Source organism: Escherichia sp. Lx600-2, assembly GCF_036662595.1.
In the GTDB taxonomy this organism is placed as follows: Bacteria; Pseudomonadota; Gammaproteobacteria; order Enterobacterales; family Enterobacteriaceae; genus Escherichia; species Escherichia coli.
On the sequence record NZ_JAYQWM010000003.1, the window covers coordinates 69,975 to 93,669 of the forward strand.

Consider the following 23,695-nt stretch of genomic DNA (forward strand, 5'->3'; position numbering starts at 1 on the left):
GCCATTCGGTTATTTATTAAGCCAGTGCTTTGGTGATCTTCTCGTACAGATCGCCAGAGAGATTTTCCAGCCCTTTCAACTGTTCCAGCGCCGCGCGCATTTTCTCCTGACGTTTGGCATCATAACGTTTCAGGCGAATCAGCGGCTCAATCAGGCGCGAAGCTACCTGCGGGTTACGGCTGTTCAGGTCGGTAAGCATTTCCACCAGGAACTGGTAACCGCTCCCATCTTCGGCATGGAACGCTGCCGGGTTGCTGCCCGCAAACGCACCAATCAACGAACGAATACGGTTCGGGTTGCTCATGGTAAATGAGCGATGCTGCAACAGGCCGCGCACCGTCTCCAGCACATTCGCCGCCGGGCTGGTGGCTTGCAGGATAAACCATTTATCCATGACCAGACCATCCTGATGCCACTTGTCGTCGTACTCCTGCATCAGCGCGTCACGGCATGGCAGCTGTGCGGCAACCGCCGCAGAAAGCGCTGCCAGCGCATCGGTCATATTGTTTGCTTCATGGTATTGCTTGCTCACCAGCACGTCAGCCAGATGCGTTTCACCAAAAGCAAGGAAGCGCAGGCAGGCATTACGCAGAGTGCGTTTTGCAATATCTTCATGCTCAACACGGTACTCGCTCTGGTAATTCGCGTTGTAAATAGCCAGCAGCTCATCCGCCAGTTCAGTCGCCAGAGTACGAGTGAGTGCTTCGCGTACTTCGGCAATAGCAATCGGGTCGATGATATCGAACAGTTCAGCCATTTCATTGACAGAAGGCAGCGTCAGGATTTCTGCCGCCAGCGCCGGATCAATCTTCTCATCGAGCAGCACCGCGCGGAAAGCGTCAGCCACATGTACCGGCAGAGACAGCGGCTGCCCTTGCTGATGACGGGCGACGTTCAGCTTGATGTAGGTTGCCAGCAAACTTTGCGCCGCATCCCAACGGGAGAAATCATTACGCGCATGACGCATCAGGAAGGTCAGTTGCTGATCGCTCCACTTATATTCCAGTTTCACTGGCGCAGAGAATTCGCACAGCAGCGCAGGCACCGGCTGGAAGTAGACATTATCAAAAACAAAGGTCTGTTCCGCCTGGGTGACGTTCAGCACGGAATTCACCGGATGACCGCCTTTCTGCAACGGGATCACTTTGCCTTCGTTGTCATACAATTCGATGGCAAACGGAATATGCAGCGGCTGTTTTTCTGCCTGATCCGGCGTGGCTGGCGTGCGCTGGCTGATGGTCAGGGTGTACTGCTCGGTTTCCGGATTGTAGTCGTCTTTGACGGTCACAACCGGCGTACCGGACTGGCTGTACCAACGGCGGAAATGGGAGAGATCGACATTCGACGCATCTTCCATCGCCTGCACAAAATCGTCACAGGTCGCTGCGCTACCATCATGACGCTCGAAATAGAGCTGCATCCCTTTCTGGAAATTTTCTTCGCCAAGCAGGGTGTGGATCATGCGAATCACCTCCGCGCCCTTCTCGTAAACAGTCAGGGTGTAGAAGTTGTTCATCTCAATGACCATGTCCGGGCGGATTGGGTGCGCCATCGGGCTGGCGTCTTCCGCAAACTGCAATCCGCGCATGGTGCGCACATTATTGATACGGTTTACCGCGCGGGAACCGAGGTCAGAGCTGAATTCCTGATCGCGGAAGACGGTTAAACCTTCTTTCAGGCTGAGCTGGAACCAGTCGCGGCAGGTCACTCGGTTACCGGTCCAGTTATGGAAATATTCATGGCCGATAACGCGTTCAATATCGAGGTAATCTTTGTCGGTGGCGGTATCGGTGCGGGCCAGCACATATTTGGAGTTAAAGATATTCAGCCCCTTATTCTCCATTGCGCCCATATTGAAGAAATCCACCGCGACGATCATATAGATGTCGAGGTCATACTCCAGGCCGAAGCGTTCTTCATCCCATTTCATTGAGTTTTTCAGCGAGGTCATCGCCCACGGCGCGCGATCAAGGTTGCCGCGATCGACGTACAGCTCCAGTGCTACTTCGCGACCAGAACGCGTGGTAAAGGTGTCGCGCAGTACATCAAAGTCGCCTGCCACCAGCGCAAACAGGTAGCACGGTTTCGGGAACGGGTCCTGCCACTGTACCCAATGACGTCCGTTTTCCAGTTCGCCTTGCGCAACGCGGTTACCGTTGGAAAGCAGGAAAGGATATTTGGTTTTATCGGCAATAATTTTGGTGGTAAAACGCGCCAGCACGTCCGGGCGGTCGAGATAATACGTAATATGGCGGAAACCTTCGGCTTCACACTGGGTGCAAAGCGCATCGCCTGACTGATAAAGCCCTTCCAGCGCCGTATTCGCCGCCGGGCTTATTTCATTAATGATCTTAAGCGTAAAACGCTCCGGCAAATTACTGATGACCAGTGCGCCCTCTTCTTCTTTCCAGGCGGTCCACGGCTCATCATTAATATGAACAGAAACCAGTTTGAGGTCTTCGCCGTTGAGACGAAGCGGAGCATCTGATGCACCATGACGGACAGCCTGGCTGACCGCGGTAACGACCGTCTTTTGCGCGTCGAGGTCAAAGGTCAAGTCAATATCAGTAATCTGGTAATCCGGCGCACGATAATCGTGACGGTATTTGGCTTGTGGCTGTTGAGTCATAAATAACCTTTAGCATCTTTTATAGAGTCTGGTGTTCAGTCTATTCCTGTTGCGTAAATCGCGCTATGCAGAATCTTCATCTTTTCAGGTACAAACGCCTTTATTGCTACATTTTTATAACATACACCGCGTAATGCCATCGACCAGAAAGGTGGCATATGGTGTGATCGGGGTTCAATAAATTGCGAAACAAGGTATACTCCAGCAGTTCCTGAAGATGTTTATTGTACTAAACGCTCCTGTACGAGGACGCTACTGCGCACCTATGACACAATTCGCTTCTCCTGTTCTGCACTCGTTGCTGGATACAGATGCTTATAAGTTGCATATGCAGCAAGCCGTGTTTCATCACTATTACGATGTGCATGTCGCGGCGGAGTTTCGTTGCCGAGGTGACGATCTGCTGGGTATTTATGCCGATGCTATTCGTGAACAGGTTCAGGCGATGCAGCACCTGCGCCTGCAGGATGATGAATATCAGTGGCTTTCTGCCCTGCCTTTCTTTAAGGCCGACTATCTTAACTGGCTACGCGAGTTCCGCTTTAACCCGGAACAAGTCACCGTGTCCAACGATAATGGCAAGCTGGATATTCGTTTAAGCGGCCCGTGGCGTGAAGTCATCCTCTGGGAAGTTCCTTTGCTGGCGGTTATCAGTGAAATGGTACATCGCTATCGCTCACCGCAGGCCGACGTTGCGCAAGCCCTCGACACGCTGGAAAGCAAATTAGTCGACTTCTCGGCGTTAACCGCCGGTCTTGATATGTCGCGCTTCCATCTGATGGATTTTGGCACCCGTCGCCGTTTTTCTCGCGAAGTACAAGAAGCCATCGTTAAGCGTCTGCAACAGGAATCCTGGTTCGTGGGCACCAGCAACTACGATCTGGCGCGTCGGCTTTCCCTCACGCCGATGGGAACACAGGCACACGAATGGTTCCAGGCACATCAGCAAATCAGCCCGGATCTAGCCAACAGCCAGCGAGCTGCACTTGCTGCTTGGCTGGAAGAGTATCCCGACCAACTTGGCATTGCATTAACCGACTGCATCACTATGGATGCTTTCCTGCGTGATTTCGGTGTCGAGTTCGCAAGTCGGTATCAGGGCCTGCGTCATGACTCTGGCGACCCGGTTGAATGGGGTGAAAAAGCCATTGCACATTATGAAAAGCTGGGAATTGATCCACAGAGTAAAACGCTGGTTTTCTCTGACAATCTGGATTTACGCAAAGCGGTTGAGCTATACCGCCACTTCTCTTCCCGCGTGCAATTAAGTTTTGGTATTGGGACTCGCCTGACCTGCGATATCCCCCAGGTAAAACCCCTGAATATTGTGATTAAGTTGGTAGAGTGTAACGGTAAACCGGTGGCGAAACTTTCTGACAGCCCTGGCAAAACTATCTGCCACGATAAAGCGTTTGTTCGGGCGCTGCGCAAAGCGTTCGACCTTCCGCATATTAAAAAAGCCAGTTAATATCATCAGGGAGCTAATCGGCTCCTTTTTTTACCTTTAATTCCGAAATCTTTCGCTGCATTTGCGAATTCTGCTTGTCTGATTGCAGATGCCAGGTAACATAGGTATCCCCCCCATTTACGGGTGGACAAGTGTTTATTTTTTCCGACTATTAACAGAGAGAATATTATGAGCGTTGTGCCTGTAGCCGACGTACTCCAGGGCCGCGTAGCCGTTGACAGCGAAGTCACCGTACGCGGATGGGTACGTACCCGCCGAGATTCAAAAGCTGGCATCTCCTTCCTCGCCGTTTATGACGGTTCCTGCTTTGATCCTGTACAGGCTGTCATCAATAATTCTCTGCCCAATTACAATGAAGACGTCCTGCGTCTGACCACCGGTTGCTCGGTCATTGTGACGGGTAAAGTCGTGGCGTCGCCGGGCCAGGGGCAACAATTTGAAATTCAGGCCAGCAAGGTTGAAGTTGCTGGTTGGGTTGAAGATCCAGACACTTACCCGATGGCGGCAAAACGCCACAGCATTGAGTATCTGCGTGAAGTCGCTCACCTGCGTCCGCGCACAAACCTGATTGGTGCCGTCGCGCGCGTTCGCCATACGCTGGCGCAGGCGCTGCATCGCTTCTTTAACGAGCAGGGATTCTTCTGGGTTTCAACGCCACTGATTACTGCGTCTGATACCGAAGGTGCTGGCGAAATGTTCCGCGTTTCTACGCTGGATCTGGAAAACCTGCCGCGTAACGATCAGGGTAAAGTGGATTTCGACAAAGACTTCTTTGGTAAAGAGTCTTTCCTGACCGTATCTGGTCAGTTGAACGGTGAAACCTACGCTTGCGCATTGTCCAAAATTTATACCTTCGGCCCGACTTTCCGTGCAGAAAACTCCAACACCAGCCGTCACCTGGCGGAGTTCTGGATGCTGGAGCCGGAAGTGGCGTTTGCTAACCTGAACGATATCGCGGGTCTGGCTGAAGCCATGCTGAAATATGTCTTCAAAGCGGTTCTCGAAGAACGCGCTGACGACATGAAATTCTTCGCTGAACGCGTAGATAAAGATGCCGTTTCACGTCTGGAACGCTTCATTGAGGCCGATTTCGCGCAGGTGGATTACACCGACGCAGTGACCATTCTCGAAAACTGCGGCAGGAAGTTTGAAAACCCGGTTTACTGGGGCGTCGATCTCTCTTCTGAGCATGAGCGTTATCTGGCGGAAGAACACTTTAAAGCACCGGTAGTGGTTAAAAACTATCCGAAAGATATTAAAGCGTTCTATATGCGCCTCAACGAAGACGGTAAAACCGTTGCGGCTATGGACGTTCTGGCTCCGGGCATCGGTGAGATCATTGGTGGCTCCCAGCGTGAAGAACGTCTGGACGTGCTGGACGAGCGTATGCTGGAAATGGGCCTGAATAAAGAAGATTACTGGTGGTATCGCGATCTGCGTCGCTACGGTACTGTTCCGCATTCAGGTTTCGGTCTTGGTTTTGAACGCCTGATTGCTTACGTAACTGGTGTGCAAAACGTGCGTGATGTGATTCCGTTCCCACGTACTCCGCGTAACGCCAGCTTCTAATTTAGCGTCTATAAGAGCCAGCACCCGCTGGCTCTTTTTTATCCTTTCTGTCAAGTTATCTGTTTGTTAAGTCAATCAATCTATTTGCAACCCCGCCATAACGATCATCCTGTTACGGAATATTACATTGCAACATTTACGCACAAAAAATAACCCGCATTCTTATTGCGGATTAGTTTTTTCTTAGCTGATAGCACAATTTTCATACTATTTTTTGGCATTCTGGATGTCTGAAAGAGGATTTTGTGCCAGGTCGATAAAGTTTCCATCAGAAACAAAATTTCCGTTTAGTTAATTTAAATATAAGGAAATCATATAAATAGATAAAAATTGCTGTAAATATCATCACGCCTCTATGGAAATATGACGGTGTTCACAAAGTTCCTTAATTTTTACTTTTAGTTACATATTTTTTCTTTTTGAAACTAAATCTTTATCTTTGTAGCACTTTCACGGTAGCGAAACGTTAGTTTGAATGGAAAGATGCCTGCAGACACATAAAGACACCAAACTCTCATCAATAGTTCCGTAAATTTTTATTGACAGAAATTATTGACGGCAGTGGCAGGTGTCATAAAAAAAACCATGAGGGTAATAAATAATGATGAAGCGCAATATTCTGGCAGTGATCGTCCCTGCTCTGTTAGTAGCAGGTACTGCAAACGCTGCAGAAATCTATAACAAAGATGGCAACAAAGTAGATCTGTACGGTAAAGCTGTCGGTCTGCATTATTTCTCCAAGGGTAACGGTGAAAACAGTTACGGTGGCAATGGCGACATGACCTATGCCCGTCTTGGTTTTAAAGGGGAAACTCAAATCAATTCCGATCTGACCGGTTATGGTCAGTGGGAATATAACTTCCAGGGTAACAACTCTGAAGGCGCTGACGCTCAAACTGGTAACAAAACGCGTCTGGCATTCGCGGGTCTTAAATACGCTGACGTTGGTTCTTTCGATTACGGCCGTAACTACGGTGTGGTTTATGATGCACTGGGTTACACCGATATGCTGCCAGAATTTGGTGGTGATACTGCATACAGCGATGACTTCTTCGTTGGTCGTGTTGGCGGCGTTGCTACCTATCGTAACTCCAACTTCTTTGGTCTGGTTGATGGCCTGAACTTCGCTGTTCAGTACCTGGGTAAAAACGAGCGTGACACTGCACGCCGCTCTAACGGCGACGGTGTTGGCGGTTCTATCAGCTACGAATACGAAGGCTTTGGTATCGTTGGTGCTTATGGTGCAGCTGACCGTACCAACCTGCAAGAAGCTCAACTTCTTGGCAACGGTAAAAAAGCTGAACAGTGGGCTACTGGTCTGAAGTATGACGCGAACAACATCTACCTGGCAGCGAACTACGGTGAAACCCGTAACGCTACGCCGATCACTAATAAATTTACAAACATCAGCGGCTTCGCCAACAAAACGCAAGACGTTCTGTTAGTTGCGCAATACCAGTTCGATTTCGGTCTGCGTCCGTCCATCGCTTACACCAAATCTAAAGCGAAAGACGTAGAAGGTATCGGTGATGTTGATCTGGTGAACTACTTTGAAGTGGGCGCAACCTACTACTTCAACAAAAACATGTCCACCTATGTTGACTACATCATCAACCAGATCGATTCTGACAACAAACTGGGCGTAGGTTCTGACGACACCGTTGCTGTGGGTATCGTTTACCAGTTCTAATAGCACACCTCTTTGTTAAATGCCGAAAAAACAGGACGTTGGTCCTGTTTTTTTTATGCCTTCCAGAGCAATCTCACGTCTTGCAAAAACAGCCTGCGTTTTCATCAGTAATAGTTGGAATTTTGTAAATCTCCCGTTACCCTGATAGCGGACTTCCCTTCTGTAACCATAATGGAACCTCGTCATGTTTGAGAACATTACCGCCGCTCCTGCCGACCCGATTCTGGGCCTGGCCGATCTGTTTCGTGCCGATGAACGTCCCGGCAAAATTAACCTCGGGATTGGTGTCTATAAAGATGAGACGGGCAAAACCCCGGTACTGACCAGCGTGAAAAAGGCTGAACAGTATCTGCTCGAAAATGAAACCACCAAAAATTACCTCGGCATTGACGGCATCCCTGAATTTGGTCGCTGCACTCAGGAACTGCTATTTGGTAAAGGTAGCGCCCTGATCAATGACAAACGTGCTCGCACGGCACAGACTCCGGGGGGCACTGGCGCACTACGCGTAGCTGCCGATTTCCTGGCAAAAAATACCAGCGTTAAGCGTGTGTGGGTGAGCAACCCAAGCTGGCCGAACCATAAGAGCGTCTTTAACTCTGCAGGTCTGGAAGTTCGTGAATACGCTTATTATGACGCGGAAAATCACACCCTTGACTTCGATGCACTGATTAACAGTCTGAACGAAGCTCAGGCTGGCGATGTAGTGCTGTTCCATGGCTGCTGCCATAACCCAACCGGTATCGACCCTACGCTGGAACAATGGCAGACACTGGCACAACTCTCCGTTGAGAAAGGCTGGTTACCGCTGTTTGACTTCGCTTACCAAGGGTTTGCCCGTGGTCTGGAAGAAGATGCTGAAGGACTGCGCGCTTTCGCGGCTATGCATAAAGAGCTGATTGTTGCCAGTTCCTACTCTAAAAACTTTGGCCTGTACAACGAGCGTGTTGGCGCTTGTACTCTGGTTGCTGCCGACAGTGAAACCGTTGATCGCGCATTCAGCCAAATGAAAGCGGCGATTCGCGCTAACTACTCTAACCCACCAGCACACGGCGCTTCTGTTGTTGCCACCATCCTGAGCAACGATGCGTTACGTGCGATTTGGGAACAAGAGCTGACTGATATGCGCCAGCGTATTCAGCGTATGCGTCAGTTGTTCGTCAATACGCTGCAGGAAAAAGGCGCAAACCGCGACTTCAGCTTTATCATCAAACAGAACGGCATGTTCTCCTTCAGTGGCCTGACAAAAGAACAAGTGCTGCGTCTGCGCGGAGAGTTTGGCGTGTATGCTGTTGCTTCTGGTCGCGTAAACGTGGCCGGGATGACACCAGATAATATGGCTCCGCTGTGCGAAGCGATTGTGGCAGTGCTGTAAGCGTTAAAAACAATGAAGCCCGCTGAAAAGCGGGCTTTTTTATGCGCCTTTACCAGACGGGCATTTCGTCTTGCAGGAAGGGATTATGCAGGCGCTCATAACCAAGTGTGGATAATGGTCCGTGACCCGGAATAAATGTCACGTCATCCCCCAGTGGCAGCAACTTATCTTTGATTGAAGAAATCAGTTGATTATGATCGCCACGCGGGAAGTCACTGCGCCCTACTCCGCCTTTGAAAATAACATCGCCAGAAATCAGCAGCTTTGCCCGATCATCAAAAAACACGACATGACCCGGCGTATGCCCAGGGCAATGTAACACCTGTAAAGTCACATTCCCTATGCTGATGGTATCGCCTTCGTTCAGCCAACGATCTGGCGTCAGCGGCTGGCACTCTTCCAGACCAAACATACGACTTTGCGCAGGCAAGCCTTGCAGCCAGAACTCATCTTCTTTTTCCGGACCAAAAACCGGCACGCCGTAATGTTGCGCCAGTTCCGCCGCTGCGCCAACGTGGTCCAGATGACCATGCGTCAGCAGGATCTGCATCAGTGTCAGGCCGCTGTCATCAACTTCCTGTTTGATTTTTTCCGCATCGCCGCCAGGATCGACCAGTGCGGCCAGGCGGGTTTGTTCACACCAGATCAATGAACAGTTCTGGGAGAATGCGGTGACCGGAATAATACGATAGTTCATACTGCCCCTGTTTCGTTAAGCAATTACCACCAGTGCCGTGCTGGCCCGGTATCAATATGCACAAAGTTACTACGTGGGTAATATCCTACACCACCTGCGCGCATAGATAACGCGGCTTTGCGAATATTGCTTAACGCGATACCTTCAATATGGAAATCCATCGCCTGGCCTTTAGTGTGATAGCTTTTCTTCGCTACTCCACGGCTGCGGGCGCGTAGTTCATTGTTGGTATCAATGGAACGATAACCGGAAATGAGTTGCACCGGTTTGCGCGTGCCTAACAACCCTTGCAGGCGATACAACTGGTCGAATAATCCTGGGTCGATGGACTTTATTTTGTTCGCGCGGTAATCGCGGAAAAAATGGTTAAGTTTTGCCAATTCTTCCTGAATATAGCCTCTGCCATCGAAAAACTCCGCTTTGATTGACTCTCCGGTATGAAGATTATTGAGTGTCAAAATGCGCGGGCGTGGGGTAGAGAGTGTTGCAAACGCAGGGGTCGGCAGGATGGCGGCACCGAGTGCAACGCCACCAAGCGCCAGCAATTTGCGGCGATTAGCGTCGAATTTGTCCATGATAATCAAGTCTACAGGTCAATGTTATCGTTTATATGCACTTCTGGCGCACAAGAGGCACCTTAACCGCCCGTAAAGCAGACGTCAAGATGACTCAACCCCAGCAGTGACGGGGGCTGCAGAGAATTGCCCCCAATCATGCTAATTATTACGACAACTGATTTCCCCGAACTACTTCATTTACCTGATTAATTGTTCCGCTTTCGATACGATTTGCGAGCTGGATCGCGCAGGCAGATCATAATTGTAAATATCTGTACGATACTGGGTACGACCATCTGCACCAACAAAGGCCGTCAGGTAGTAGAGATTCACCGGAATCGACTGCCGAATATTGACGTAACGTGTATCACCCTGCTTCAGCGCATCAGAAATACGTTTGTCATTCCAGCCTGCATCCTGCAACAGCATATTCGCCAGATCGGAAGCTTTATTCACTCGTACACAGCCTGAGCTCAATGCGCGTGTATCACGCTTGAACAGATTGTGGTTCGGCGTGTCATGCAAATAAATGGCCTCTGAACTCGGCATATTGAATTTATAGCGCCCCAGCGAGTTCCGTGGGCCTGGAGCCTGCTGGAAGCGAAACGGTAAATTCGAGGCCGTGATTGTAGACCAGTCAACCTGCCATGGGTCAATCGCTTCTCTGCTGTTCCAGCCGCGCATCACCGTATAGCCATGGCTTTCGAGATATCCCGGATCGTTGCGCACTTTCGGCAGAATATCTTTGCGTGCCAGAGTTGATGGTACGTTCCACGGCGGGTTTACCACTACGTTGTTAAGGGCACTGCTCATCATCGGCGTTTTGCGATCGGGGCGACCGACAATGACTCGCGAATCCAGCACCTGATTGCCGTTCTGATAGTAGACCAGCGAATAGGCCGGAATGTTAACCATGATCCCGGTAGAAAGCTCTGTTGGCAGCAAGCGCAATCGCTGGATGTTGAGTGCCAACACGCCAGCACGCTGGGCGGGCGTTACGTTTAACCAGTCCCGCGTTGCCGGGCCAATAGCACCATCTGCCCCCAATCCTTGCCATGCCTGAAAACGTTTAACGGCTTCCACCAGTTCATTATCGTAGGCGGCACGAACGGCAGGCGCAGGTTTACTACGAGACGTCGTTTGCTTGTCCATCGGCTTAGTTTCTGCTGTTTCAACAGTAACAGCGGATGGGCTGACTACCGCGTCAGTTGGCGTGTCATCGCCAGGTAGAGTAATTTTCGGCCCCCCGTCCAACATGCCTGTGCGTTGCAATATTTCACGCAACGCCGGTACGTCGTTACTCCACTGCCCTGGGCGCAACGTTGCTTTGCCGGTCAGTTGGGGCCACGGTTTGGTGTCACTGAGTAAGGCTAGTAACGATTCATGCATCGCCGCATATTGCGGATGCTGCGGTGCCAGTCCTGCAACAAACGTAGGCAATTGACCTTTATCCAGCGCTAGCTGCCATTGGTTAATCACCGAAAGCGGCGGCGTTGCAAGCGCATAAGGTTTACTGCTATATAGCCAGCGAGTGCCTTTGACCGGAATATTTGCAATGAAATGGAGATAGCCCATCATCGCATCAGAGAGCACCACGTCACGTGCCATCCCGTTAACACCAGGATCGGTCAGTAACTCTACCCATTTATTAAACTGCGGCTGGAAACCAGCAATCGCCACCTCTGCCAGCTGTTGCTGGAAGGCTTTAACAGCATCACGGTTTTCCCACATGGGTTGCATATCGCGTGCGGCATACAACAGTTGAAGCTGGTTAAGATAAACCGGCTTGTAACCTGCGGGTAATTGAGATTCGATTTGCGTGCGGGCTTTTTCTGCCGCACCTTCAGGCAATGGCTGGATCCCCGCCATTATTGCCGTGGCTTGCGCCTGCGGCAGTGCCTCGCCCTGTTCACTGACAGCCACCGGGCTGTCGCCAGGGATTACTTCAGGCTCATCGGCCTGCGCATTGAACAGTGGAGCGAATGTTACGGCCAGGCACAAACTGATTGCCGACAGCCGACGACCACACATCATATTAAGCAACATCCCTTGCCCCCTGTTTTTATCATACTCTGAATAGCCAGGCTGTTATTTTACGACTTGCCTGTACAACGCCAATACTCACGAAAGTATGACGAGCAAGCCTGTTACTCATCAGGCTTATCTTCAGTATATAAACGCCGATACGTTTTTACATAACCTAATGTAAAGAAGTTTAAAGAAAAGCGCGCCGTAATGTGCCACTTTTTTAGTGCAGAAACGGAGTTTTCGGAAAAAGAAAAGGCGGCATTGCTGCCGCCTTAATTTTAACTCGCCTGAGAAGGCGCTTCGTCACTTCCTGAAAGCGTTTCAGGGAGTTGCGGCGCAAATCCTCGCAGGCCGACGACGTGAACGTGTTCGGTATTCTGGAAGACTTTACGCACCAGTTTATAGGTGGTGCCTTTCTCCGGGCTGATATTTTCCGGCGCTGCGATGATGAGCTGCATTTGCAAACGTTCACACAATTCAAACAGCGTGGCAATAGAACGAGCATCCAGTCGCGCTGCTTCATCGAGGAACAGCAGGCGGCAAGGAGAGAGATCTTTACCGCGCAGGCGGCGAGATTCATCTTCCCAGCTTTGTACCACCATCACCAGAATCGACATACCGGTACCAATCGCCTCACCGGTCGACAATGCACCAGACTCTGCGCGCAACCAGCCATCGGAACCACGGTTAACCTCAACTTCCATTTCCAGATAGTTGCGGTAATCCAGCAGTTCTTCGCCAATGGTCTGCGGCGTGCGCTGCCCCATATCAATCTGCGGATTAAGACGCTGATACAATTTCGCCAGCGCTTCCGAGAAGGTCAGACGGTTGCTGTTAAACAGATCCTGATGCTGCTCGTGCTGTTCAGAGAGCACATCCAGCAGCATGGCGTGCGTTTCACGCACGTTCACGTTGAGACGCACGCTGTTCACCTGACCAAACGATACGTTCTGCAACCCCTGGTTGAGCATACGGATACGGTTCTGCTCGCGCTGAATGGTTTTACGAATGATGTTCGCCACGCTGCGGGAACTGATCGCCAGTTTCTGTTCACGGGAGGTTAATTCTTCGGTCAGACGGCTAAGTTCGATCTCCATCTGTTCGATAGCTTCCACCGGATCATCGGTACGAATAATATCCTGACGAATACGTTCACGCAGATGCTGATAAACCGCCACGAAGAACTGAATTTTACGCTCCGGACGTTTCGGATCTTCCGACATGCGCAGCACGTCGCGCAGATGTTCGTTATCCGCCACCGCCAGACGCAGCGCACCTAACGCCTTATCCGACATGGAACGCAAATCATCAGCGGAGAGATAAGCCAGCTCACGACGGTGTAAGCGGCGTTCAACGCCGTTATCTTTCACCATGCGCATGACTGCACACCAGCCCGCTTTCGCGGTCACTACCTGCTCGCGCATCTCAAAGTAATCACGCTCCAGCTTGCGCAGTTTGCGGGTCAGGTTGTCCATCTCCGCTTCGCAGAAGGTGAGCGCTTTTTCCAGTTGATTGCGGCGCGAACGGTTATTGCTCAGTTGTGCATGCAGCTCGTCACGGCGAATACGTGCCCGCTCTTCTGCCCCGCTATCAGCACGCACGCCGATATCCTGCAATTCACGTTGCAGATCGTTGAGTAGCTCTTTTTTGGTGTCGTAAGAACTTTTCAGCGAAGCCAGCACCTGGTTGTACTGACTCAACTGCGCTGCGTGACCGCGCAACGCTTCGCGAGCGCGGGTACGCTCCGCTTCCGCCTGTTCCAGACGTTCACGCAGTTTTTCGTTGAGATCGTTGTTACCGCTAAGCATTTCTGTCGAGTCAGAATAGCTAAAGTGCGCACGACGCTGCACCACTTCCGTCAGGGCAAACGCCTGCTGACGGCCATCGCGCTGCATCTGCTGAGAGTACGCGTAATCTTCTTTTAACTGTTCGAACTGTTCCGGGTCGCTCTGCAATACCGAAACGATCGGTTCCAGTTTCGCCAGTTGATTGCCAAACTGCTGAACAAAACGCGCGGCTTCCTGGGCTTCATCCAGACGTTCGCGGATTTCATCGACGCGATCCGCCAGGCTGTCATCAGCCAACAGGTTGAGACGCGGCAGAATGCGGTTCAGCGCCGTAACGCCTTCTTTCGCCTGCTCAAACTGAATACGCTGCTGCTGGTTATCATTTTCATGATTACTCAACGCCCGCTCCAGTTCGACGCGACGGCTGTTCAGTTGACGGATTTCTGCTTCCGGGTCAGACTCAAACGCCACCGCCAGATGACTGCCGATAAAGCGGCTGAACGCCTGATGCAGACGCTGGGTTTTCTGTACATCAAAGGAGAGCGTGGCGAAGCGTTCGGAAAGCACTTCACGCTCGGCATGGAGGCTTTCAATACGGCTTTCACGCGCAGCACGACCAAACAGCGGCACTTCCGGGAAACGTGAATAACGCCACTGACGATCGGCGATTTTCACCACTACCGCTTTTTCCAGCTCATCAACGCTGAACACGCTGTCATCGAATGACTGCGGATCCCCTTCGATCAAATAGAGATCTTCCGGGCAATCGGTCAAGCCCTCCAGGTGTTCAGTTACCTGTGACAGATCTGGCACCACGATGGCGTGGCGTGACGGGCCATACAGCGCTGAGAAGTACGGCGCATCTTCCAGGCTAACGTCATCATAAATTTCTGACAGCAGCACGCCGCCAAAACGCTCCGCCAGCGCATTCAGACGCTGGTCTTCAGAGCCGCCAGGCTGGCTTAAACGTTCGATCTCTTCATCGACAGCGTTTTTGCGCGCGCCCACTTCATCGCGTTCAACAATGGCTTCGCGCTCACGCTCCAGCAGCTGTTGCAGGAATTCGGTGACGTCCTGGCTGGAGGTGAACTCTTCGCCGCACTGTTCGCTCAACTGGTTGAGACTGTTTTGCGCTGCCAGCCAAACCGGCGCACGCTGCATCAAACTCTGAATGCGAGACTGCAGCTGTTCCTGTTCCTGCCGCAGTGCCATCCGCTCTTCACGGGCGTTAGATACGCTATCGGAAAGAGAGGCAATGCGTGCTTCCAGCTCCTGATGCAGAGCTTCCAGTTCATCAATATCAAAATTCTTGCCCTGACGTTTGCAGAAATCTGCCAGCAGACGCTCAGCTTCTTGCTGCTCGCGCAGACGCTGTTCCAGTTCACTTAAGCGCATCCGCAACGGCTGAACCTGCTCTGCCAGGTGACGCTGATCGACCCCTTCGCGCAATAGTTCGCGAGCGACATCCCACGCCTCGTTACGCGCCAGCGGGCCGTTGATTGCCACCACCAGCTGATAAGCCTGCTCAAACTGGCTGTGCGCGGTTTGCGCCATGCTCATTTTCTGCTCAAGAGTGAGCATTTTTTCAGTCGCTTCCAGCTCTTTCGCCTGGAAGGTTTCCAGCCATTCGGCGGCGCTGTCGGCGGTTAAGTCCGGCAGATGACACAATTCTTTGGCGCGATTAAGCGCAGCAATCGCCTGGTTATACTGGATCGCGCGCGTTTGCTGGACGTCCAGCGCCTGCTGGTAGTCAGCAAGCTGGCTTTTCAGCTCGTCCACTTCCAGTTCGGCAGCTTCCGCACGAACCTCGTTCTCTTCCTGGCGTTCGATGGCTTCTGCCACCACTTCGTTTTGCTCTTCCAGACGGATCTGCAGCTCATCGAGATCCGCTTCGTAACGTTCGATCTTCTCCTGCTGACGCAGTGCGGTTTGCACCAGGTTCAGGTGATCGCTGGCCGCCTGATAATCCGCTTCCAGATCGCCTTCGGCACCGTTGTGCTCTGCCAGCTCACGCGCCATATCGACGTGTTTGTACTGCTCAGCCGCCAGTTGCTGACGCGAAGTGTGTAGCTCGCGACGAAACTCCAGGGCTTTGTCGAGATGGACACGGCGCTCGTTGGCGTGACGCATGTAGTCCGCCGCCACGTAGTTGGTGGCTTCGCTAATCAGATGCTTAAACAGGTCGCGGTCCGACTGGGTGACACGAATCGCTTCCAGCGTCATGCGGTTTTCACGCAGCGCCGCTTCCATGTCCTGGAACGCTTTACGCACGCCGCTGTTTTCCGGCAACAGGTAGTCGCGCAGAGAACGGGTAATGGCACTGGAGATCCCGCCATACAGCGAAGCTTCGATCAGACGATAGAATTTGCTACGGTCAGATGCGGAGCGCAGACGACGCGCGATGATGCCCAGATCGAACATCAGCGAGTGGTAATCGGTAATGGAGTTGAACTGTTTAAACTGCACGCCTTCCATTGCCTCGAGCTTGTCTTTCAGCTCGTTAAGCGGCAGCACGCGCGCCTGGCGTTCGTTCAGAGTTTCGGTCACCAGCTGTGTCGGCTGCACCGACATCGGCAGTCCCTGAATGGCAAATGGTTTGATATCCACTTTACGATCGCGTCCGGCAACCTGTTGCAGACGCACACCGACCACCACGCGCTGGTGGCGCGAGTTAATGGTGTCGAGCATCGAATAACAGACACCCGCTTTCAGCTTACCGTGCAGACCTTTATCGCGCGAACCGCTGGTGGCCCCGGCTTCCGTAGTGTTACGGAAATGCAGCAGGGTCAGGTCGGGGATCAGCGCCGTAACGAACGCCGCCATGGTGGTGGATTTACCCGCCCCGTTACCGCCAGAAAGCGTCGTGACCAGCTCGTCAAGGTCAAAAGTTCGGGCAAAAAAGCCGTTCCAGTTAATCAGCGTCAGTGAGCGAAATTTACCGCGTTCAATCATTATTCTTCCTCTCCGCTATCTGGCTGATTCTCTTCGGTTTCATCGTTGAGTTGCAGATGATTTTCAATCGGCATTGCTTCGCCATCACGAATCAGGCGACGCTGTGCTTCACGGGGATCGTCGCCAGCACGCACATCGGCTCCGAAGCGGAACACCGATTCGGTAATGCGAAACTTGCTGCTGTCGTGGCCCATAAACCACACCATGCCTAAACGACGCAGACGGTTGAGCGAAGAACGTACTTTTTCCTGCAACTTCTGACGGTCAACGTCTGAACCGGTTGAACGGTTGTTCACCAGTTTCAGCAGTTTCGCTTCATCGGCCAGGGTGAGCAGTTCGTCGTACAGTTCCTGTTGAGTAAAAATCCCCTCATTCGCCAGCCGTTCCGGGCTGAGATAGAGATAACAGAGGATTTTCCCGACCATCATATCCAGTTCCGACAAGACGGAACGAGGGATCAGCGTGGTGGAACGTGGACGTAAATAGAAGAACCCTTCCGGTGCACGAATAAGCTCAACGTTATAACGCGCGTAAAACTCTTCCAGATATTCCTGAAAATCCATCAGGAATGCATGATTATCCAGTTCGTCGAGGCCAATATGGCGGCCTGAACGTAAGGCGCTGTCCAGCGCCGGAAATAACGGATTCGCCAGCGCCTGCGCCAGCTTAACCGGCATCACTTGTTCAATATTTGTCGATGACATGCGCCTGTACCTTGGCTCCGTAATCATTAATCGGCTGCCATTTCGCTGGCAGTCCGGTGAAATCTGCTTGCGCTACGCCAAGACGTACCGCCTGATCAATAACAATGCGCGCAACGTCAAAGTGACGTGCACGCGGATACTGTGACAGATATTCGCGTACCACCAGACCAAGATCCAGCGGCACTTGTCTGGTTTTGTACACAGCAAGTTGTTCTTCGATGATCGCCGCCAGCTGTTCGCGGATCTCGTTAAACTCTTCGTATTCCAAATCTGGCGGAAGTTCCCCAGTCACTTCTTCATCGCGCAGTGCCATCTCTTCGTCACGCATATCCAGCAGACGATCGGCATTGGCATAAGTTAGCGCCCACGGCTCATCAAAATAGGTTTGTACCGACTGACGTAACCGCTGAGCAAAGACGCGGTTTTTATCCATATCGATCGCGGTACGAATAAATTTGTGTACGTGGCGGTCGTAGCCAATCCACAAGTCGATGGATTGCTGGCCCCAACTGATAATACGGTCGAGTTTGCTCTGCAGATCGAACACCAGACGATCGACAAAATGCAGATCGTCATGAGTCATCGTCGCATCCTGAATGCGCAACAGATTAGCCTGCAATTTGTCGCCTGCCGCTTCCAGTGTATCCTGCAATTCACGCAGCGTTCCGGAAGTTTCCGAAAGCAACAATTCACAGCTGGAAATCGCCGCCCGCCAGTCTTTGTTCAGCAACTGGGCGATATCGTCCTTCACCTGCTGCTGCTGTTCGTCCATCAGACGTTGCGTCAGGTCGATACTGTCGAAAATTTCTGCTACCGAATATTTCAGTGGCGCATAGACATTACGGTGCCAGTGAAATTCATCACCGCCCTCTTCGGCGGCATCTGCTGCGCGTTTGAGCTCACCCGCCACAATCGACAACTGCATAGAAAGGCGCAGCGTAGAAAACTCGCGCTGACGGATGTAATAGTCAGTAATGCCGATGCCGAGCGGCGTCAGACGGTAAATTGCGTTCCCTTCTGCCTGCTCGCTGGTAAAGCGGTTCAGCAGACGTTGACGCACCATGTCGTTGATCGCGTTATTGGCGCGCACGCCGATGGTTTCGCTGGTTTGCTCAAACGCATCACTCACATGGCGGAATGCATCCACCAGCTCGCCTTCACTCATCTCACCATCCAGACGCTCGCCGTTCAGCGTGGCAACCGCCAGCAGAAAAGAGAGTCGGTCTACCGGCAGCGAGATGGAGAAGTCATTTTTTCTGGCCCAGGCAACCAGTTCGGGGACTGTCTGGGAAAATTCACTCATACTTTATCCTTGCTCTGCCGTTTGCGCGCGGTGACATGAATATAACGCCCCAGGGTAATATACGGTTCCTGACGGCAATAACGCGTTTCTAATTCAAGTAATGCTTCATAGCAGTCGCGCTGCTGGTGCTTCTCGCGCAGATAATCATGAAACACGCGAACGCCTGTCTTACCCATAATTTGCCAACCAGCTTCTTCCAGCCACAGATAAACCTGCGCCGGGTCGCGTGGATAATCTGGCGAAAGCGTCCGTTTTTTCTTTTTCGGCATTCCCGCCTGCACGTAATCAAAATTCCCGGCGACCATGTTATGCATCAACAAACCATGCGCATTGTAGAACATTAACGACAACACGCCGCCTGGACGCAACACTGACCACAGGGTCTGCAATACGCTGCGGGGATCAGCCACCCACTCGAGCACCGCATGGAACAATATCAGATCAACGGGCGTTTCCAAATGCGAAGCAACATCCTGAGCGGCGCAATGTATAAATTGCATGTTGTCGCTCACACCTTTTGCTTCTGCCGCCTGTTTTGCGCGGTCGATCATCTGCGCAGAAAGATCGCATAAAATGACCTGATGCCCGCGCTCGGCCATTTTGATTGCGGTCTGCCCTTCTCCACCGCCCGCATCCAGCACACGCAGTTTTTGCGGACCCATTTCCGCCAGCACGCGATCGAGATCCTGCCACAGAATAGCCTGTCGAAGCTGCCCTTTGGTGGTGCCGTAAATGTTACGGGAAAACTTTTCCGCAATATCATCAAAATTGCGATCCTGCATTGCTTTCTCCACCGGTTGGCTAAGACGTTTTCTGATAAAGACGCTATTTTGTCACAGCCACGGCGAGAATGAACCCGTCTGGTGTAATATCGCTGGCGATCCCTTGCTATATGGTTAAAAAAGGAACCAGAAAGGATGCTTTTTACACTGAAAAAAGTGATTGGCAATATGTTGCTGCCACTTCCGCTGATGTTGTTAATTATTGGCGCTGGCCTGGCGCTGCTGTGGTTTAGCCGTTTTCAAAAAACCGGGAAGATTTTTATTAGCATTGGGTGGCTGGCACTCTTGTTATTGAGTTTGCAACCGGTAGCCGACCGCCTGCTGCGTCCCATCGAAAGCACCTATCCGACATGGAATAATTCGCAAAAAGTGGACTATATCGTGGTGCTCGGAGGTGGTTATACCTGGAACCCGCAGTGGGCACCGAGCTCTAATTTAATCAATAACAGTCTGCCACGCCTGAATGAGGGTATCCGTTTATGGCGCGAAAATCCGGGTTCAAAACTGATCTTCACGGGAGGCGTAGCAAAAACCAATACGGTGAGTACAGCGGAAGTAGGTGCCAGAGTTGCGCAATCGCTGGGCGTACCGCGCGAGCAAATTATCACCCTGGATTTGCCAAAAGATACCGAAGAAGAAGCTGCGGCAGTGAAACAGGCGATTGGTGACGCCCCTTTCCTGCTGGTGACCTCCGCATCACATCTGCCGCGGGCGATGATCTTTTTTCAGCAGGAAGGGTTAAATCCGCTACCAGCCCCGGCGAATCAGTTGGCCATCGACTCGCCGCTTAATCCGTGGGAACGGGCAATCCCTTCTCCGGTCTGGCTGATGCATAGCGATCGTGTTGGCTATGAAACGCTTGGCCGCATCTGGCAGTGGCTGAAAGGTCCGTCAGGCGAGCCACGGCAAGAGTGATTTTGATGCCAGATCGAAGTTGCGCCGACTAAATCGTCCGGTATTAACCAGTTGCGCGACTTCATCCCATAACACATACAACCAACGCCGCCAGATGAACGACTCCGCCACTGGCGCGCGTTGCAGGTAACTCCAGAGCAAATCTTCCGCCAGAGAATTATCCATTAGTCGGAACAGTTCGTATTCTCGCGGTGCCCAAAGCATTAGTCCCGGCCCGACCATCGCCAGTAACTGATCGCTGCGCGAATCTTTCAGCATGCTGCGTAAACAGAAGTTACCGTGAATCAGCACACAATTGTCGTTAAAACCTTCAAATAATGCCGGGAGACATTCGCGAGTGCGAAACAGGATCCGCTTATCCTGCATCGTCAGACCGGTGTTATTGAACTGATTGAGCGTGGTCCATAGCACTTCAACATGTTGCCGGTACCATGAGGGCCAGAAATTTTCCTGAGTATTGTCGACCGCGCCGACGCAACCGCGACTGTCCTGACGGTGCCAGGCCAGTAAGGCTTCAACGATTTGGTCTTTGAGCTGTTCCCAGCGTTCTGGTGTTCGGGCTGGTGCCTCCACCGAAACACCACGCATCCGCTCCAGTAGCAGGACATCAGGGCCGGGGTGTTCTTCATACGTCATCACACCATAAATAGTCGGCATACGGACAGTCCCACTTCTTGCCAGCATGGTGGTTTTCCATGCCAGTTGTCGGGCTTTTCCGGGCGTACTAAAGCTTCTTGCCATTAACGGCATTGGGTTTCCCTGGCTGTCATACAAAGCCCACAACGCCGTATCCGCTTTTTCATTGACGCACTCAATACGACTGAGTTTTTCGCCCAGTAAATGGCTTAATTCGGCACGCAGCTGTTCCATTCAGATTACCCTCATAAAAGCTACTGCTTTCATAATGAGCGCCAATATAAAAGATGTCACCTGAATGAGATCAATTGTTGAAAAGAAAAATTGAGGAAAATCGTAACGGTACGACACTCCTCCCAAAATTGGCTGGAGTGTCGTGAAGTGAAATTAGCGCATTTCAGCGCGAACGCGCTCGAGATCTTCAGGGGTATCCACACCTGTGCCAGGAACTTCATGCGCGACAGCAACATGGATTTTTTCGCCGTACCACAGAACACGAAGCTGCTCTAACATTTCGATGTGTTCTAACGGGCTTGGCTGCCAGGTGACGTAACGACGGATAAAGCCTGCACGGTAGCCATAAATACCAAGGTGACGCAGGAAGTTATCGCCAACGGTTTCAAGGCCTTTTGCAAAACGATCACGATCCCACGGAATGGTAGCGCGTGAGAAGTACAGTGCATACCCTTCAGCGTCGAGAACCACTTTCACCGCATTCGGGTTAAACGCTTCTTCCGCATTGTGGATTGGCACCGCCAGAGTCGCCATACCCACCTGACGCTGAGCGAGGTTATCAGCAACCTGACGAATGATTGTCGCAGGGATCATCGGTTCATCACCCTGCACATTAACGATCACCGTGTCGTCGCTGAACGCGGATTTTTCGACAACTTCCGCCAAGCGTTCTGTCCCTGACTGGTGATCGGCGCGCGTCATACATACTTCACCGCCAGCGGCTTCAACGGCGCGGGCGACATCCTCATGATCGGTTGCCACGATGATGCGATCGGCACCTGATTCGCGAGCACGTTCAAGAACATGAACAATCATGGGTTTGCCATTAATATCAACCAATGGTTTACCGGGCAGACGCGTTGACGCGTAGCGCGCGGGAATAATGACCACAAAACTCATGATTTACTCTCATCAGCAGTCAGCACGCGGGCTTCCGTTTCCAGCAACACTGGAATGCCATCACGCAGCGGGAAAGCGAGGTTGTCCAGTTTGCAAATAAGTTCTTGTTTTTCCTGGTTATACCAAAGTTTTCCGTTGCAAACCGGGCAGGCAATGATTTCAAGCAGACGATGATCCATAGTTCCTCCAGATGGATCGGGTTATGAATGCATAAATCTTATCATAATCATTTATGCGACGGGGTCTATTTCCCAGCCGGTGCGGCAATCCGTAAAGAGACCTTGCGGGCAGTGTCCTAATGTCACCCGCGTTGCCTGCTGCCAGTTAGCGAAATCAGTAATCGCCTGACGTAACCCTTTTTGCAGCGTTGTCGTTGGTTTAATACCTTCCTGTAACCACAGAGAGATAACTTCAAGGATGCCTGTCTGGCGATGCATTTTGGCATCCATTCGCCCAACTAATTGCCCACGATGTAATAACGGCAGAACAAAATAGCCATACTGGCGTTTCGGCGCTGGGGTATAGCACTCCAGCCGGTAGCTAAAATCAAAAAGCTGCTCTGCGCGTTTGCGATCCCAGACAACAGGATCAAAAGGCGAAAGTACCGCGCTGTGCGTTGCAGTGAGCTTTCCGGCCAGCGCTCGCTCGAGTAGCGGCAGCAAATCAGCATGCAGCCAAAGATTGCCCAATTTTTCAACATGCACAGCAATGATTTGCTGCTGTTCAGCCCTCGCTTCACGCCACGCCGCCAGTGCCGGACGTTTCAGCCGATAGTAATCTGCCAGCCACTGTTCGCGGAATATTCCCAGGCTACGCGCACTGTTATCCAGCATGATGATTTCTGCTTCTGTTTGCGAAACGAGATCGCGCTCATCATCCCAGTCAGGCATGACACGGTGGGTTAAATCATAAACGCGCTGGAAGTTGCGCCGTTCAATCACCATCACCTTTCCGGCAGTAAATAAACCTTCCAGATGCCGTTTATGCGGCTTCCATTCCCACCAGCCGCTTGCACCTTTACGAGGATGCTCAAAATCGGCTGAACGTACCGGCCCCTTATCATGAATATGCTGAATTAACTGTGCAATTTCCGCCTCATGTTCCTGCATCCAGGCGTCTTTGTATTTCCAGCCCATTTTTTCAGGTGCCAGCATGCGGTGGCGAATAAGACGAAAGTCGCTGCGTGGCATAAAGCAGGCTTCATGCGCCCAGTATTCCATTAATTCGCCACGCGCCAGAGACTCATCCAGCCACTGGGCAGGATAATTTCCCAGACGACTGAAAAGCACCAGATATGGGCTACGGGCAACAATATTGATGGTATCGATTTGCAGCAAGGACATGCGGGAGATCGTTGCCGGAATATCCTCCAACGACGCTCGACGGCGGGGTTTGTTTAACAGGCCTTGTGCGGCAAGGTGAAGATTACGCGCATCAGCAAGGGAGAGGTGCGGCAGCGACATTCATGA

At 51.8% G+C, this 23,695-nt stretch carries 17 protein-coding genes; 5 read left to right on the forward strand and 12 right to left on the reverse strand.

What is annotated here, in order from left to right:
• Positions 1-16: 16 nt before the first annotated feature.
• Entirely contained in the window at positions 17-2,629 is a 2,613-nt protein-coding gene (gene pepN, locus OQV04_RS01770; RefSeq protein WP_023307830.1) for an aminopeptidase N, read from the reverse strand.
• Between the two features lie 265 nt (positions 2,630-2,894).
• On the opposite strand from pepN, the gene pncB reads away from it, so the two are divergent.
• The 4 genes from pncB to aspC all read left to right on the forward strand — a co-directional run bounded on the left by pncB (position 2,895) and on the right by aspC (position 8,731).
• Positions 2,895-4,097 carry a nicotinate phosphoribosyltransferase gene (gene pncB / locus OQV04_RS01775; RefSeq protein WP_032280650.1) on the forward strand — a complete coding sequence of 401 codons (1,203 nt, stop codon included), beginning with the start codon at positions 2,895-2,897 and terminating at the stop codon, positions 4,095-4,097.
• 168 nt (positions 4,098-4,265) lie between these two features.
• Positions 4,266-5,666 carry an asparagine--tRNA ligase gene (gene asnS, locus OQV04_RS01780; RefSeq protein ID WP_000117881.1) on the forward strand — a complete coding sequence of 467 codons (1,401 nt, stop codon included), beginning with the start codon at positions 4,266-4,268 and terminating at the stop codon, positions 5,664-5,666.
• A 601-nt stretch (positions 5,667-6,267) separates the two neighbouring features.
• Positions 6,268-7,356, forward strand: coding sequence for a porin OmpF (gene ompF, locus OQV04_RS01785; protein ID WP_000977914.1), 1,089 nt, complete (start codon positions 6,268-6,270; stop codon positions 7,354-7,356).
• A 184-nt stretch (positions 7,357-7,540) separates the two neighbouring features.
• Positions 7,541-8,731 (forward strand): aspartate transaminase, encoded by a 1,191-nt coding sequence (aspC, locus tag OQV04_RS01790; protein WP_032280649.1) that lies wholly within the window; start codon positions 7,541-7,543, stop codon positions 8,729-8,731.
• Between the two features lie 49 nt (positions 8,732-8,780).
• On the opposite strand, the gene gloC is transcribed toward aspC, so the two are convergent.
• From gloC to cmoM, 7 genes are all read right to left on the reverse strand, one after another.
• A complete protein-coding gene (gloC, locus tag OQV04_RS01795) occupies positions 8,781-9,428 on the reverse strand; it encodes a hydroxyacylglutathione hydrolase GloC (RefSeq protein WP_001109487.1) in 648 nt (215 codons plus the stop codon).
• Between the two features lie 23 nt (positions 9,429-9,451).
• Entirely contained in the window at positions 9,452-10,003 is a 552-nt protein-coding gene (locus OQV04_RS01800) for a YcbK family protein (protein ID WP_032280656.1), read from the reverse strand.
• A 180-nt stretch (positions 10,004-10,183) separates the two neighbouring features.
• Positions 10,184-12,031: a L,D-transpeptidase gene (gene ldtD / locus OQV04_RS01805; protein WP_032280648.1), complete on the reverse strand. Its 1,848-nt coding sequence runs from the start codon at positions 12,029-12,031 to the stop codon at positions 10,184-10,186.
• A gap of 260 nt (positions 12,032-12,291) precedes the next feature.
• Positions 12,292-16,752 carry a chromosome partition protein MukB gene (mukB, locus tag OQV04_RS01810; protein WP_247806600.1) on the reverse strand — a complete coding sequence of 1,487 codons (4,461 nt, stop codon included), beginning with the start codon at positions 16,750-16,752 and terminating at the stop codon, positions 12,292-12,294.
• Positions 16,752-17,456, reverse strand: a complete 705-nt coding sequence (gene mukE / locus OQV04_RS01815) for a chromosome partition protein MukE (RefSeq protein WP_001295347.1) — start codon at positions 17,454-17,456, stop codon at positions 16,752-16,754. Before mukE ends, mukB begins: the two co-directional genes overlap by 1 nt.
• Positions 17,437-18,759 (reverse strand): chromosome partition protein MukF, encoded by a 1,323-nt coding sequence (gene mukF, locus OQV04_RS01820; protein ID WP_001288853.1) that lies wholly within the window; start codon positions 18,757-18,759, stop codon positions 17,437-17,439. Before mukF ends, mukE begins: the two co-directional genes overlap by 20 nt.
• Complete coding sequence (gene cmoM / locus OQV04_RS01825; protein WP_032280646.1) at positions 18,756-19,541, reverse strand: tRNA uridine 5-oxyacetic acid(34) methyltransferase CmoM; 786 nt, start codon at positions 19,539-19,541, stop codon at positions 18,756-18,758. Before cmoM ends, mukF begins: the two co-directional genes overlap by 4 nt.
• Before the next feature lie 135 nt (positions 19,542-19,676).
• Here cmoM and elyC point away from each other — a divergent pair, with 135 nt between their 5' ends.
• Positions 19,677-20,456 (forward strand): envelope biogenesis factor ElyC, encoded by a 780-nt coding sequence (elyC, locus tag OQV04_RS01830; RefSeq protein ID WP_000899599.1) that lies wholly within the window; start codon positions 19,677-19,679, stop codon positions 20,454-20,456.
• Here elyC and OQV04_RS01835 read toward each other — a convergent pair.
• From OQV04_RS01835 to ycaQ, 4 genes are all read right to left on the reverse strand, one after another.
• Entirely contained in the window at positions 20,433-21,326 is an 894-nt protein-coding gene (locus tag OQV04_RS01835; protein ID WP_032280644.1) for a YcbJ family phosphotransferase, read from the reverse strand. The two genes, elyC and OQV04_RS01835, sit on opposite strands and share 24 nt — an antisense overlap.
• A gap of 153 nt (positions 21,327-21,479) precedes the next feature.
• Positions 21,480-22,226 (reverse strand): 3-deoxy-manno-octulosonate cytidylyltransferase, encoded by a 747-nt coding sequence (kdsB, locus tag OQV04_RS01840; RefSeq protein ID WP_032280642.1) that lies wholly within the window; start codon positions 22,224-22,226, stop codon positions 21,480-21,482.
• Positions 22,223-22,405 (reverse strand): protein YcaR, encoded by a 183-nt coding sequence (gene ycaR / locus OQV04_RS01845; RefSeq protein WP_000350058.1) that lies wholly within the window; start codon positions 22,403-22,405, stop codon positions 22,223-22,225. Before ycaR ends, kdsB begins: the two co-directional genes overlap by 4 nt.
• 51 nt (positions 22,406-22,456) lie before the next feature.
• Positions 22,457-23,689 carry a crosslink repair DNA glycosylase YcaQ gene (ycaQ, locus tag OQV04_RS01850; RefSeq protein ID WP_000056535.1) on the reverse strand — a complete coding sequence of 411 codons (1,233 nt, stop codon included), beginning with the start codon at positions 23,687-23,689 and terminating at the stop codon, positions 22,457-22,459.
• Positions 23,690-23,695: the final 6 nt, after the last annotated feature.